This is a genomic window from Leclercia sp. EC_58 (genome assembly GCF_019584355.1).
Taxonomy (GTDB): Bacteria; Pseudomonadota; Gammaproteobacteria; order Enterobacterales; family Enterobacteriaceae; genus Enterobacter.
In genome coordinates, this window is sequence record NZ_VDAM01000001.1 from 2,042,621 (window position 1) to 2,056,026 (window position 13,406).

General features: G+C 61.2%; 14 protein-coding genes. 10 read left to right on the forward strand and 4 right to left on the reverse strand.

All coding sequences use genetic code 11. From position 1 onward, the window contains the following. Positions 1 to 60: 60 nt before the first annotated feature. The 4 genes from FHC51_RS09935 to FHC51_RS09950 all read right to left on the reverse strand — a co-directional run bounded on the left by FHC51_RS09935 (position 61) and on the right by FHC51_RS09950 (position 4,663). Positions 61 to 1,092, reverse strand: a complete 1,032-nt coding sequence (locus FHC51_RS09935) for an ABC transporter substrate-binding protein (RefSeq protein WP_032616757.1) — start codon at positions 1,090 to 1,092, stop codon at positions 61 to 63. Positions 1,093 to 1,105: 13 nt separating this feature from the next. After that, the gene (gene uhpC, locus FHC51_RS09940; RefSeq protein WP_220435423.1) at positions 1,106 to 2,407 is read right to left on the reverse strand and encodes an MFS transporter family glucose-6-phosphate receptor UhpC; all 1,302 of its coding nucleotides are present in this window, start codon (positions 2,405 to 2,407) and stop codon (positions 1,106 to 1,108) included. Positions 2,408 to 2,492: 85 nt separating this feature from the next. Continuing rightward, entirely contained in the window at positions 2,493 to 4,034 is a 1,542-nt protein-coding gene (locus FHC51_RS09945; protein ID WP_220435424.1) for an MASE1 domain-containing protein, read from the reverse strand. Next, entirely contained in the window at positions 4,034 to 4,663 is a 630-nt protein-coding gene (locus FHC51_RS09950) for a response regulator transcription factor (protein ID WP_103823983.1), read from the reverse strand. Before FHC51_RS09950 ends, FHC51_RS09945 begins: the two co-directional genes overlap by 1 nt. 412 nt (positions 4,664 to 5,075) lie before the next feature. Between FHC51_RS09950 and FHC51_RS09955 the strand changes: the two genes are divergently transcribed. The 10 genes from FHC51_RS09955 to tauA all read left to right on the forward strand — a co-directional run bounded on the left by FHC51_RS09955 (position 5,076) and on the right by tauA (position 13,403). After that, on the forward strand, positions 5,076 to 6,473 hold the full coding sequence (locus FHC51_RS09955; RefSeq protein ID WP_220435425.1) for a cytochrome c peroxidase: 1,398 nt from the start codon (positions 5,076 to 5,078) through the stop codon (positions 6,471 to 6,473). A gap of 10 nt (positions 6,474 to 6,483) precedes the next feature. After that, positions 6,484 to 7,092: a cytochrome c biogenesis heme-transporting ATPase CcmA gene (gene ccmA / locus FHC51_RS09960; RefSeq protein WP_220435426.1), complete on the forward strand. Its 609-nt coding sequence runs from the start codon at positions 6,484 to 6,486 to the stop codon at positions 7,090 to 7,092. Continuing rightward, positions 7,083 to 7,742 (forward strand): heme exporter protein CcmB, encoded by a 660-nt coding sequence (ccmB, locus tag FHC51_RS09965; protein WP_220435427.1) that lies wholly within the window; start codon positions 7,083 to 7,085, stop codon positions 7,740 to 7,742. Before ccmA ends, ccmB begins: the two co-directional genes overlap by 10 nt. Before the next feature lie 19 nt (positions 7,743 to 7,761). Then, positions 7,762 to 8,499 (forward strand): heme ABC transporter permease, encoded by a 738-nt coding sequence (locus FHC51_RS09970; RefSeq protein WP_156237895.1) that lies wholly within the window; start codon positions 7,762 to 7,764, stop codon positions 8,497 to 8,499. Continuing rightward, on the forward strand, positions 8,496 to 8,687 hold the full coding sequence (ccmD, locus tag FHC51_RS09975; RefSeq protein ID WP_220435428.1) for a heme exporter protein CcmD: 192 nt from the start codon (positions 8,496 to 8,498) through the stop codon (positions 8,685 to 8,687). Before FHC51_RS09970 ends, ccmD begins: the two co-directional genes overlap by 4 nt. Continuing rightward, the gene (gene ccmE / locus FHC51_RS09980) at positions 8,671 to 9,138 is read left to right on the forward strand and encodes a cytochrome c maturation protein CcmE (protein WP_220435429.1); all 468 of its coding nucleotides are present in this window, start codon (positions 8,671 to 8,673) and stop codon (positions 9,136 to 9,138) included. The genes ccmD and ccmE overlap by 17 nt, the downstream gene beginning before the upstream one ends. After that, complete coding sequence (locus FHC51_RS09985) at positions 9,135 to 11,030, forward strand: heme lyase CcmF/NrfE family subunit (protein ID WP_220435430.1); 1,896 nt, start codon at positions 9,135 to 9,137, stop codon at positions 11,028 to 11,030. Before ccmE ends, FHC51_RS09985 begins: the two co-directional genes overlap by 4 nt. Further along, complete coding sequence (locus FHC51_RS09990; protein ID WP_220435431.1) at positions 11,027 to 11,584, forward strand: DsbE family thiol:disulfide interchange protein; 558 nt, start codon at positions 11,027 to 11,029, stop codon at positions 11,582 to 11,584. Before FHC51_RS09985 ends, FHC51_RS09990 begins: the two co-directional genes overlap by 4 nt. Then, entirely contained in the window at positions 11,581 to 12,309 is a 729-nt protein-coding gene (locus FHC51_RS09995) for a cytochrome c-type biogenesis protein (RefSeq protein WP_220435432.1), read from the forward strand. The genes FHC51_RS09990 and FHC51_RS09995 overlap by 4 nt, the downstream gene beginning before the upstream one ends. Before the next feature lie 131 nt (positions 12,310 to 12,440). Beyond that, positions 12,441 to 13,403 (forward strand): taurine ABC transporter substrate-binding protein, encoded by a 963-nt coding sequence (tauA, locus tag FHC51_RS10000; RefSeq protein ID WP_220435433.1) that lies wholly within the window; start codon positions 12,441 to 12,443, stop codon positions 13,401 to 13,403. The last annotated feature ends 3 nt before the right edge of the window (positions 13,404 to 13,406 follow it).

Sequence of the window (13,406 nt, forward strand, 5' to 3'; positions counted from 1 at the left end):
TATTCCGGTGTTGTAGGCCGGGTAAGCGTAGCGCCACCCGGCAAAGGAGCAATAGCGGGCTTATTTACCCATCTTCACGTCGCTGACCCACTTGTTGATCAACGCCTTGCGCACATCCGTGGAGCCGTACTTATCCATGTCGTAGCTGATGAGCTTCAGGTCATCCAGCTTCAGCGAGTTCGGAGAGGTCTCTGCGGTGGTGTTGGTCAGGATCTGATAGGACTTGCCCTGCTTCCACGCCAGCTCCTGGGCCTCTTTCGACAGCACCCAGTCCACGAACAGCTTCGCGTTCTCTTCGTTGCGCGCGCCCTTCAGGATGCTGACGCCGCCGATTTCATACCCGGTGCCTTCGCACGGCGAGATCAGCTCCAGCGGCGCGCCTTGCTCTTTTTCCAGCGAGTAGTCGTGCAGGAAGCCGATGCCGATGGCCGTTTCACCGCGGGCGGCGTTACGCGCCGGGGCGATGCCCGATTTGGTGTACTGGGAGACGTTGCCGTTCAGCTGTTTGAGATAGTCGAAGGCCTGATCTTCTCCCCACAGCTGGACGAAGGTCGCCAGCGCGGTGTAGGCGGTGCCGGAGCTTTGCGGATCGGCAATCTGGATCTCGCCCTTGTACTCCGGTTTGGTCAGATCTTTCCAGCACTGCGGCACCGGCAGGTTCTTCTCTTTCAGGCGCTGGGTATTAACGCCAAAGCCCAGAATGCCCACATACACCGCAGAGGATAGGTTGCCTTTCACCTTGGCTGGATCGCGGAATTTCTCCATGATCTGCTCCAGATTTTTTGATTTATACGGCTGCAGCAGCCCCATTTCACCGGCCTGAGACTGCGGGTCCAGGGTGCCGCCGTACCAGACGTCGGCCTGCGGGTTTTTCTTCTCGGCATCCACCTTCGCCAGCGTACTGCCGGAGCCGTTGCGGATAAACGAGGTTTTGACGTCGTACTTGTCGCCAAACGCTTTGGTTTCGGCTTCGCACATTTCGTTGGTGGCGCTGCAGTAGACCACCAGGCGGCCTTTGGCCTGTGCGGCACCGGTTAAGGTTGCCAGCGCGATCCCGGAAGCAATGAGGGTAGAGAGAAGCGTTGTTTTCATTATTCAGCCCTTTTTATGACGTTATGTGACTGCGAGAAGCGGTGATGCCCGCCATCAGCAGCGGCATCAGGAGTAAACCCATCAGTACGGCAGCAATCGAGAGCAAACTGAACATTCCCGACCAGCCGTAGCGTTCGATAACCTGCGACAGCGGCCACCCGGCCAGCGCCGCCCCCAGATAGGCAAACACGCCAAGAAAACCGGTAATCGAGCCTGCTGCCTGCTTGTGTCCGCACTCTACGGCGGCAAGGCCGATGAGCATTTGCGGACCAAAGATAAAAAATCCCACCGTAAAAAAGCACATCGCCAGCAGGGCGTAGTGGTGAACCGGAGCCAGCCACAGGGCGGCGACCGACACCATCAGCCCCAGCGTGAACAGCAAAATCATCGGTGCCCGCTGGCCACTGAACAGCAGATCCGACCCCCATCCGGCGAACAGGGCGCCGAGCAGGCCGCCCACCTCGAACAACATCACCGTGGCGTTGGCGCTCAGCAGGTTTACCCCGTGGCTCTCCGCCAGCCAGATGTTGCCCCAGTCGTTCAGGGCGATGCGGATCAGATAGACCAGCACATAGGAGGCCCCGAGCAGCCAGATCATCGGGTTTTGCAGCATGGTGGTGCGTAACATCTGCCACAGCCCCATCGGCGGGCTCTGCTGCTCCTGGCGCAACTCCAGCGGATCGTTGCGCCACTCCCCGACCGACGGCAGACACTCTTCCTGCGGTGTGCCCCGCAGTTGTGTGGTCAGCCACAGGCCGAGCACGATACTGATGATCCCCGGTGTCAGCATCGCCGCCTGCGAGCCCCAGCGATGGGCGGCGAAGGCGCAGATCAGCGGAATAATCGCCCCGCCGATGTTGATGGAGGTATTCCAGCATCCCCACCAGAAGCCGCGCTCGTTGCGCGAATACCAGTGGGTGAGCAATCTGGCGCAGGGCGGCCATCCCCATCCCTGAAAGAAGCCGTTCAGCGTCCAGATAAACAGCAGCAGGGGCAGGGAGTCGCCGAAGGCGAACAGCACGTTCAGCACCCCGGTCGCCATCAGGCCGATGCCCATAAACGCCCGCTGGCCCTTGCTGTCGTGCCACAGTCCGGCGGCAAATTTCGACAGGCCGTAGCTGAGGTAGAACAGCGATCCGATCAGGCCGATATCGCTCTTGCTTAACCCCAGATCCAACTGCAATGCGGGCAGCACGTAGTTGAGGCTTTTACGCGTCAGGTAAAACGCGGCGTAGCCAGTGACCATGCAGAGCAGCAGTCGCGGGCGCAGCCGACGATAGCGTTGAGTAACCTGTTCAGCTGACAGTGCGGGCATGGCGTTCTCCATTTGCAATGACTGTATGAAAGCGCGAGGAAAAAGGGATGAGAGAAAGTCTGGCGTGACTAAGACTTTTTCCTGGTTAGCGGTGTGTTTGTTGCAAAACTGTGGGCAGGTTAACAATTACGCGCGTGCCGCCCTGGGACTCCAGGGTGAATTCGCCGCCCAGGGCATGCACCCGCTCGCGCATCCCCTGGATGCCGAAGCCGGGGATCTGCTGCATGCTGATACCGCTGCCGTTATCCCGAACCTCCAGGCGCAGCTGGTTATCCTGCTCACAGAGCAGGACGCTGACCTTGCTGGCGTTGGCATGTTTGCAGACGTTATTCAACAGCTCCTGGAGTAATCGATAAAGGGTGAAGACCAGGGTTTCACTCTGCGGCGGAGCGGTGAGCCGGTAGTCAAACCGACACTGAATGCCGCGCTCGGCAAAGGCGAACTCGTTCACCAGGTGGTGCAGGGCCTCGTTCAGGGAGAGCTCGTCCAGCACCGGGGGGCGAAGCTGGCGCAGCAGCTGGCGGGTGGAGTGGTGAATGCGGCGGGCCAGCTCGTTAATCTGCCCGGCGGCCTCTAACGCCTGCGGATTATCTCCCGCCCGTTTCACCAGCTGGGACTGGATCTGAATGGCGGTGATGTTCTGCCCAATCTCGTCGTGCAGCTCCCGGGCCAGGTGTTTGCGGGTATCTTCTTCGGTATGGATCAGCTTTTCGGTCAGCTCGCGTCGGGCCTGGAGCTCGGCCTCCAGCCGCCGCCGGTAGTGATCGAGGTTCATCGCCAGATGTTGCTGGCGGCTGATGGCGATCCCCAGCCCAATCCCCAGCAGCGACTGGGTGGCGAGAAAAATCTCCAGCTCCAGCAGATCGCTGAACCCTACGCCGACCTGACGGGCAATGGTGATCATCATGCTGTCCAGCAGCCCGGAGAGCACGCCCCCCTGCCAGCCGAACTTCCAGGCCATCACCACGTTGGGCAGAAACACCACAATCAGCAGCAGCCGCTCCAGGGACGGGGAGAGCACCATCTGGGTGCCGATGCCGATGATAAAAAACAGGCTGCACCAGATGATAAGCGAGGTGCGCAGCGGTGGGTTGCTGGTATCGAGCCCCAGCAGATGGTAGCGATGCTGCTGGCGCAAAAACTCAAACACAAGGTAGACGAACGGCGTCAGCAGCACTCCGCCGGTAAAGGAGGCCAGCACCAGCAGCGTGGCCGGGCTTTCAAGAAACGGCGCCAGGATCAGGGTCTGGAGCAGGGCATTGAGGGTCACTGCCGCGATCAGCAGCGACAGGCGCTGCCAGTAGAGGGGATAGCGGTGCCAGTAGTGCTGCGCCAGCCACGCACTGACGGTGCCCACCAGCGGCACCACCAGCATCAGGTGATGGGTCAGCAGCTGTTCCTCGTGCAGCCAGAACATCGCCGCCAGCGGAGGGAGGATCAGCGCTGGCCAGAAGCGGCGCGAGAGCACGATCAGCAGCGCCAGATAGACGCCCTGAGGCAAAAACAGCGCCGCCTGCTGCCCGTTGCGGGTGAGGTAAAAGCTCAGCGTCCACAGCATCAGCCAGCCGGTGCCCCAGGCCAGCATAATAAACAGCGAGAGGATGAGGTGCCGCAGGGAGCGCCGCATCAGTGGCCAGTCAGCAGTTGGTGATCGAGGGCAAAGTGCACCAGCTCGATGGTGCTGTTGCACTGCAGTTTGCCCAACACGTTGGCGCGATGGACATGGACGGTTTTGTGGCTGAGCTCAAGCTGGAAGGCAATCTCCTTCACGCTTTTGCCCTGGACCAGCAGCTCGAACACCTCTTTCTCGCGCGGGGTCAGCACCGCCAGCGCCTGTGATACCGGCTCGCCGCCACGCAGGGCTTTGACCGCATCGGCGCACAGATAGTGGCCGCCCATGCCCACGGAGCGTACCGCCTGGACCAGCTCTTCCGGGCCGCAGCGCTTGGTGAGATAGCCGCTGGCCCCGGCGTCCAGCGCGCTCTGCACAAAGGCGGGGGTGTCGTAGATGCTGAGGATAATGGCGCGAAAGCCCGGGCGCTGCTGGCGCAGGCGCTTGAGCAGGCTCAGGCCGTTCTCATCGGGCATGGCGACGTCGAGCACCGCCACGTCAATGGCCTCACGGCTGAGGGTGGGCCAGGCCTCTGCGGCGCTGCTGTACTGGCCTTCCACCACCAGATCGTCTTCCAGATTTAACAGCTGGGCGAACCCGGAACGTACCACCACGTGATCGTCCACCAGCACCACTTTGATCATCTCAGATACCTTTGCGAAGTTATCCGCCTATGATGCCTGTCAATGGTTGGCTGGCAATTGTGCGGCTGCGGTTATGTAACGGATGTAACAAAATTGCAATATTGCCGGGTAGCGTTGCCCCTTACCCGGCCTACAAAACCAACAGAAAACCGTCCCACTGCGCCGCCCGGCATAAACCGTGATTATTAATTTGGGCAAAGATTATTTTAAATATATATTAATATTCTCTTGTTTATTATTTGGGTGAATATTAAATTGCCTTTCAATCGTTAAATCCTATTCCAGTAATAGCATTCGCCAATAATCTATCTTGACTGCTGTCAACAAACCCGCTCGCCACCCTTTTATGATGATCCCGCTAAAAATATAAAACGAAGTCTTCTTATGGATGCTTTTTTCCCGAGGATGGAAAATGAAGAAATTAACCCGTATTGCCTCTCTATGCATTGCAGGCGCGGCGGCCTGTTATCTGGGGTTATCAGGCTACGTCTGGTATCACGATAAAGCCCGTATTCAGGAAAGCGATGTTCAGCTCTCTGCGATAAAAGAAAATAATCAGATTCTGAGTCTGTTCCGTGAGAAAGGATGTGATTATTGCCATACTCCCTCCGCAGCATTACCTTTTTACGCCTCATTTCCGGTAGCGAAACAGCTGATGGAATATGACACCCGCCTTGGTTATAACTCTTTTAATCTGGAAGCGGTGCGCAGCGCATTAATTAATGACCGTGCCGTGTCGCAAAGCGATCTGAATAAAATTGAATGGGTGATGCAGCATCAGACCATGCCGCCGACGCGCTATGTCGCGCTGCACTGGGCCGGACAAATGAATGACGATGAGCGCCTGCTGATCCTGGACTGGATTAAAAAGCAGCGTGAAAGCCATTATGCCCGCCTGGACGTGGCGGCTGCCCATCGTAATGAACCGGTGCAGCCGGTGCCGCGGGCGTTACCGGTTGACGCAGCCAAAGTCGCGCTCGGCTTCCGCCTGTATCACGACACCCGTCTCTCCGGGGACAGCACGCTCTCCTGTGCCAGTTGCCATTCCCTGAACGCGGGCGGTGTGGACGGGCGCCAGACCTCCATTGGCGTTAATGGCGCGGTGGGACCGATCAACGCGCCAACGGTCTTTAACGCCACCTTTAACGTAGAGCAGTTCTGGGATGGTCGCGCCGCCGATCTGCAAAAACAGGCCGGTGGTCCGCCGCTGAACCCCATTGAAATGGCCTCGAAATCCTGGGATGACATTATCGCCAAACTGGATGCCGATCTGGCGCTTAAAACAGCCTTTGAAGCGGTCTACCCGCAGGGCTTTAGCGGCGACACCATCACCGATGCCATCGCCGAATATGAAAAAACGCTCATCACCCCGGACGCGCCGTTTGATAAGTGGCTGCGCGGGGATGAAAACGCCCTGACGGCACAGCAAAAGCATGGCTACCAGCTTTTCAAGGAGAACAAATGCGCCACCTGCCACGGCGGGGTGATTCTTGGCGGACGCTCGTTTGAACCGCTGGGGCTGAAAAAAGAGTATGACTTTGGCGAGGTGACGGCAGCGGATATTGGACGCATGAACGTCACTAATGAGGTGCGTGACCGCCTGCGCCAGAAAGTGCCGGGTCTGCGCAACGTGGCCTTAACCGCGCCGTACTTCCACCGCGGGGATGTGCCCTCCCTCGACGAGGCGGTGAAGCTGATGCTGCGCCATCAGGTGGGCACCAGCCTGCCGCAAAACGAGGTGGATGATATTGTCGCCTTCCTCGACAGCCTGACCGGCGTTTATACCCCCTGGCAGCCTCAGGGCCATTAAAGGATGCCATATGCTTGAGGCCCGGAATCTCCGCTGTGAACGCAACGACAGAGCGCTATTTAGTGGCCTGTCGTTTGCCGTGCAACCCGGCGACCTGATGCAGGTGACGGGGGAAAACGGTGCGGGGAAAACCACGCTGCTGCGTCTGCTGGCCGGGCTCTCATCGCCGGACAGCGGCGAGGTGCGCTGGCAGGGGAAGCCGCTTGCCGCCGTGCGTGAAATCTTTCATTCACAGCTGCTGTGGCTGGGGCATCAGCCGGGGATAAAGGCCCGGCTGACGGCGCGGGAGAATTTACGCTTTTACCATCCGGCGTGCCCCGATGCGGCGCTGCGCCTGGTGGGGCTTAACGGCTATGAAGAGCGTCCCGTCGGCCAGCTCTCTGCCGGACAACAGCGGCGCGTGGCGCTGGCGCGTTTATGGCTAAGCCCCGCCCGGCTGTGGATCCTTGACGAGCCCTTTACGGCGATCGATGCCGCTGGCGTCGCGCTACTGACTCAGCGTCTGGAGCAGCATGCCCGGGCGGGCGGGGCGGCGATCTTTACCAGCCACCAGCCTCCTTGCGGGTTAACCCTGCCGCTGCGGCGGCTTTCGCTCAAGGATGACGCGCCATGTTCCTGAAAATCTGCCGGATGGAGCTGTGTGTGGCGTTCCGTCACCGAGGGGAGCTGCTCAACCCGCTGTGGTTTTTTCTGATCGTCATTACCCTGTTTCCGCTCGGGATGGGCCCGGAGCCGCAGATGCTGGCGCGCATCGCCCCCGGTGTAGTGTGGGTGGCGGCGCTGCTGGCCTCGTTGCTGGCCCTGGAGCGTCTGTTCCGGGATGACCTGCAGGATGGCAGTCTCGAACAGCTGATGCTGCTGCCGGTGGCGCTGCCCCTGGCGGTGCTGGCGAAAATCCTCGCCCACTGGCTGGTTGCCGGGCTTCCGCTGCTCCTGCTCTCGCCGCTGGCGGCGCTGCTGTTGGGCATTGATTACAGCGGCTGGCAGGTGATGGCCGCCACCCTGCTGCCCGGCACCCTGACGCTGAGTTTTATCGGTGCCCCCGCCGTGGCCCTCACGGTTGGGCTCCGGCGGGGCGGGGTGCTGCTGAGCCTGCTGATGCTGCCCCTGACCATTCCGCTGCTTATTTTTGCGACCGCGGCGATGGACGCCGCCGCGCTGCATCTGCCCGTTTCCGGCTATCTGGCCCTTCTCGGGGCGCTGCTGGCAGCCAGCGCCACCCTGAGCCCGTTTATCACCGCCGCTGCGCTGAGGATCAGCCTGCACTAATCCATTGAGGGATCGCACTATGTGGAAAATGTTTCATCAACTGGCCATGCCGCCCACGCTCTACCGGCTGTGCGGTTATGGTCTCCCCTGGCTTGCCGTCACCAGCGTTGTGGTGCTGGCGGCGGGTCTGAGCTGGGGACTGGCCTTTGCCCCGGCGGATTATCAGCAGGGCGACGGGTATCGCATTATTTATCTCCATGTTCCGTCGGCGATGGGGTCGATGGGGATCTATGCCGCAATGGCGGGAGCGGCCTTTATCGGTCTGGTCTGGCAGCTGAAAATGGCGAACCTGGCGGTGGCCGCCATGGCGCCGGTGGGCGCGGTATGTACCTTTATCGCGCTGGTGACCGGGGCCGCATGGGGAAAACCAATGTGGGGCGCGTGGTGGGTGTGGGATGCCCGGCTCACCTCCGAACTGGTGCTGCTGTTTCTCTACATGGGGGCGATTGCTCTCTGGTCGGCGATTGACGATCGCCGACAGGCCGGGCGGGCGATGGGCATTCTGGTGCTAATCGGCGTGGTTAACCTGCCGATCATCCACTTCTCGGTTGAGTGGTGGAACACCCTGCATCAGGGCTCAACCCGTATGCAGCAAAGCGTTGCCCCGGCAATGCGCTCCCCGCTGCGCTGGTCGATAGTGGGTTTTCTGCTGCTGTGCGCCACCCTGACGCTGATGCGTTTGCGGACCCTGATTTTGCAGCAGGAGCGCCGCCGCCCCTGGGTCAGGGAGATGATCGCCAGGGGAGGTGCCCAATGAACAGCGCTTTTGCCTCATGGGCAGACTTTTTCGCCATGGGCGGCTACGCCCTCTACGTCTGGCTGTCGGTGGTCTTCACTTTGGGGCCGCTGGCGCTTCTGGCGCTGGAGAGCTGGCGACAACACCGGCGGCTGATGCGCGCTATCGCCCGGGAGCAGCGGAGGGAAGCTCATGAATCCACGTCGTAAAAACCGACTGCTGGTGGCCGGGGCGGTGCTATGCGGCATGAGCCTGGCCGCCGGGCTGGTGCTCTATGCCCTGAGCGCCAGCATCGATCTGTTCTACACCCCGGAGGAGATCCACTTTGGGAAACGGGAGACCGGCCAACGCCCGGTTGTGGGGCAGCGGCTGCGGGTCGGGGGGATGGTGAAAGCGGGCAGCGTGAAGCGCTCAACCGAGACGCTGGCGATCGCCTTTAACCTCTACGACGCCCGGAGCGAAATTACGGTGCACTACACCGGGATCCTGCCCGATCTGTTCCGTGAGGAGCAGGGGGTTGTTGTGCAGGGCGAGTTATTGCCAGGCAACGTGGTGCTGGCGAAAGAGGTGCTGGCGAAGCATGACGAAAACTATACCCCGCCGGAGGTGAAGAAGGCGATGCAGGACAACCATTACCGTGCCGGAAGGGAGGCGTTATGATCCCGGAGGTGGGCAATATCCTGCTCTGTCTGGCGCTGGCGGCGGCGTTGCTGCTGTCGGCCTCTCCGCTGAGCAAAGACAGGCGAATGGCGACGCTGGCGAAAGGGCTGGCGTGGCTGTTTTTTCTCTGCCTGGTGGGCGCCCAGGGGGCGCTGATGTACGCCCTGGCCGTCAATGATTTCAGCATGATCTACGTGGCGGCGAACTCAGGCAGCCAGCTGCCGGTCTGGTACCGGCTGGCCGCGGCATGGGGGGCGCACGAGGGCTCCCTGCTGCTGTGGGTCACGCTGATGAGCGGCTGGACGCTGGCCGTCGCGCTCGGTAGCCACCGGGTGCCGGGGCGTACCGTGACGCGGGTGCTGGCGGTGATGGGGATGATCGGCGCGGGCTTTCTGCTGTTTATCCTCTTTACCTCCAATCCCTTCGCCCGATCCCTGGACTTTGCTCTGGAAGGGCGCGATCTCAACCCGATGTTGCAGGATCCGGGGCTGATCCTGCACCCGCCTCTGCTGTATATGGGCTACGTTGGCTTCTCGGTCTCTTTTGCGTTCGCTATCGCGGCGCTGATCGACGGGCGCTTTGAGCGCGACAGTGCCCGTTTTGCCCGGCCCTGGACGCTGGCGGCGTGGATCTTTCTTACCCTTGGCATTGTGCTGGGGTCGGCGTGGGCCTATTACGAACTGGGCTGGGGCGGCTGGTGGTTCTGGGATCCGGTGGAAAACGCCTCGCTGATGCCCTGGCTGGTGGGCACCGCGCTGCTGCATTCCCTGCTGGTCACCGACAGACGCGCCGGTTTTAAAGCCTGGTCGCTGCTGCTGTCGATCTGCGCCTTTTCCCTCTGTCTCCTGGGAACCTTTCTGGTGCGCTCCGGGGTGCTGGTGTCGGTGCATGCCTTTGCCTCCGATCCGGCGCGGGGGCTCTTTATCCTCGCCTTTATCGCCCTGGTGACGGGTGGCGCGCTGCTGCTGTTCGCCCTGCGCGGACACCGGCTGCGCTCGCGGGTCAACAATGCGCTCTGGTCGCGGGAGTCCCTGCTTTCAGGCAACAACGTGCTGCTGATGGCCGCCATGCTGGTGGTGCTGCTTGGCACGCTCTTCCCGCTGGTGCATAAACAGCTCGGGCTGGGCTCGATCTCCGTCGGTGAGCCCTTTTTTAATACCCTGTTTGTGACGTTAATGGTCCCCTTTGCTCTGCTGATGGGGCTGGGCCCGCTGGTGCGCTGGGGCCGGGATCGCCCCGGTAATCTGGCGCGCCTGCTGGCAGGTATCGCGGTGGCAACGTTATGCGTCAGCCTGCTGTTACCCTGGCTGTTGCAGGGGCGGGTGGTGTGGCTGGCAGCGCTGGGCGTGGCTATCGCCTTTCTGATTACCAGCCTGACCCTGGCGGCAGTGCAGCGCTGGCGGGCGGCGGGCCGCCCTCTGTCACCCCGCCAGTGGGGCATGGTGCTGGCGCACCTCGGCGTGGCGGTCACGGTGGTCGGGATCGCCTTCAGCCAGAATTACAGTATCCAGCGCGATGTCAGAATGCAGGCCGGGGAGAGCGTTCACATCGGCGATTACCGCTTTACCTTCAACGGGGTGAAAGCCACCGTCGGGCCGAACTGGCGCGGTACGGCAGGGGGGATTGCCGTCTCCCGTGACGAAGAACCGGTCACCGTCCTGCTGGCAGAAAAACGCTATTACGGCGAGCGGATGGTGATGACCGAGGCGGCGATCGATGGCGGTTTTACGCGGGATCTCTATGCCGCGCTGGGCGAAGAGCTTGACGACGGGGCGTGGGCGCTGCGCCTGTATATCAAACCCTTTGTGCGCTGGATTTGGGCCGGTGGCCTGCTGATGGCCCTTGGCGGCGGGCTATGCCTGGTGCGTGGCCGTTCACGGGAGGGCGCATGATGCGCAAACTCTATATTCTGCCGCTGGCGCTGTTCCTGTTATTAGCGCTCGCCCTGTTCTGGCAGCTGGCGCGCAATGCCCGGGGAGACGATCCCACCGCGCTGGAGTCGGTGCGGATAGGGAAGCCGCTGCCTGCGTTCAGCCTGCCGGCGTTGAGGGCACCCGAGGAACGGGTTTCATCGACAACCCTGGCGCAGCGCGGCCCGCTGCTGCTTAACGTCTGGGCCACCTGGTGCCCGACCTGTCGCGCCGAACATCAGTTTCTTAACCGGCTGGCCGGGCAGGGGGTGCGGATTGTCGGCCTGAACTATAAGGACGATCGACAGCAGGCGATCGACTGGCTGCGCGATCTGGCCGATCCCTACGCCCTGAGTCTGTTTGACGGCGACGGTATGGCCGGGCTGGAGCTTGGCGTGTATGGCGCGCCGGAAACTTTTCTGATTGATGGGCAGGGGATCGTGCGCTATCGCCACATTGGGGCGCTGGATGCGCATGTATGGCAGGAGAAGCTGCAACCCCTGTGGTTACAGGCTGTTCGGGAGACGACACCATGAAAATCGTTCTGTTTATGCTGCTGCTGGCGGCCTCTGCGCTTGCCAGCGCCAGCGGTGAAGTGATGACCTTTCGCGATGCGGAGCAGGAGCAAGCGTATCGCCAGCTGACGGCGCAGCTGCGCTGCCCGAAATGCCAGAACAACAGCATTGCCGACTCCAGCGCGATGATTGCCGTCGACATGCGCCAGAAAGTGTATGACCTGCTGCAGGCGGGGAACAGTCCGCAGCAGGTGGTCGATTATATGGTGGCGCGGTATGGCAACTTTGTAACTTACGATCCGCCGCTCACCCCCTTCACCGCGCTGCTGTGGCTGCTGTGGCTGCTGCCTGCGGCAGTGGTGGTGGCCGGGTGCGGGGTGATTTACGCCCGCTCGCGCAAGCGCGTGTCGACCGCACCGCAGCCACCGCAGCCGGAGATGCCCGCCGCGCCGCGCAATCTCTGGTGGCTGACGCCCTGCGTGGCGCTGGCGCTGGGGATCGGCGTGTACAGCTATCTGCATACCGGCGGCTACCGGCAGGTGATGCAGATGCAGGCGGCGGCAGCCGCTACGCCCGCCCTGCTGGCACGGCTGGAAAACCCGCGCGCCGCGCCGCTGGATCTGGCCGAGCTGCGCCAGCTGGAGCTGGGATTGCGCACCCGGTTGCTGCAGGGAGAAGGGGACCGTCAGCAGTCGATTGTGCTGTCGCACATTACCGCCCTGCTGGCAACAGAGGAGTCTCACTAAGCCAGATTTGATATTTGCAATGCCGAATTTTTTCTAAAAACAATTCGGCATTAACGATGCTTTTTAATTCCTTTATCAAAATTCTCGCCGCGGAAATACTGCCTCCATAACAACAGAGGGGAGCAGACACCATGGCAATTTCATCGCGTTTTTCATTACTCGGCGCCCTGGCGCTGTGGGTATTCCAGGCGCAGGCGGTAGATGTCACCGTCGCGTATCAAACCTCCGCTGAGCCCGCAAAAGTGGCCCAGGCGGATAAAACCTTTGAGAAAACGAGCGGCGCTAACGTGGACTGGCGTAAGTTCGACAGCGGCGCGGCCATCGTGCGGGCGCTGGCCTCCGGCGACGTGCAGATTGGCAATCTCGGCTCCAGCCCGCTGGCGGTTGCCGCCAGTCAGCAGGTGCCGATTGAAGTCTTTCTGCTGGCCTCGCAGCTCGGTAATTCCGAAGCGCTGGTGGTGAAGAAAAACATCACGAAGCCAGACGATTTGATCGGCAAACGCATCGCGGTGCCCTTTATCTCCACTACCCATTACAGCCTGCTCGCGGCCCTGAAACACTGGGGGATCAAGCCGGGGCAGGTGGAGATTATCAACCTGCAACCTCCGGCGATCATCGCCGCCTGGCAGCGTGGCGATATTGACGGAGCTTATGTCTGGTCCCCGGCGGTAAACGAACTGCAAAAGGATGGCAGCGTGCTGACCGACTCCGCCCAGGTGGGCCAGTGGGGATCGCCAACCCTCGACGTGTGGGTGGTGCGTAAAGACTTCGCCGAGAAACACCCGGAGGTGGTGAAAGCCTTCGCCAGAAGCGCCATCGACGCTCAGCAGCCCTACATTGCCAACCCGGATGAATGGCTGAAACAGCCCGCCAATATCGAAAAACTGGCCCGCCTGAGCGGGGTGCCGGAAGCCGACGTGCCGGGTCTGGTAAAAGGCAATACCTACCTGACGCCTGCCCAGCAGTTGCAGCAGCTGTCAGGCCCGGTGAATAAAGCGATTATTGATACCGCAGGCTTCCTGAAAGAGCAGGGCAAAGTGCCCGCGGTGGCGGCGGACTATAGCCAGTACGTGACCGATCGCTTTGTGAAGTAAGGG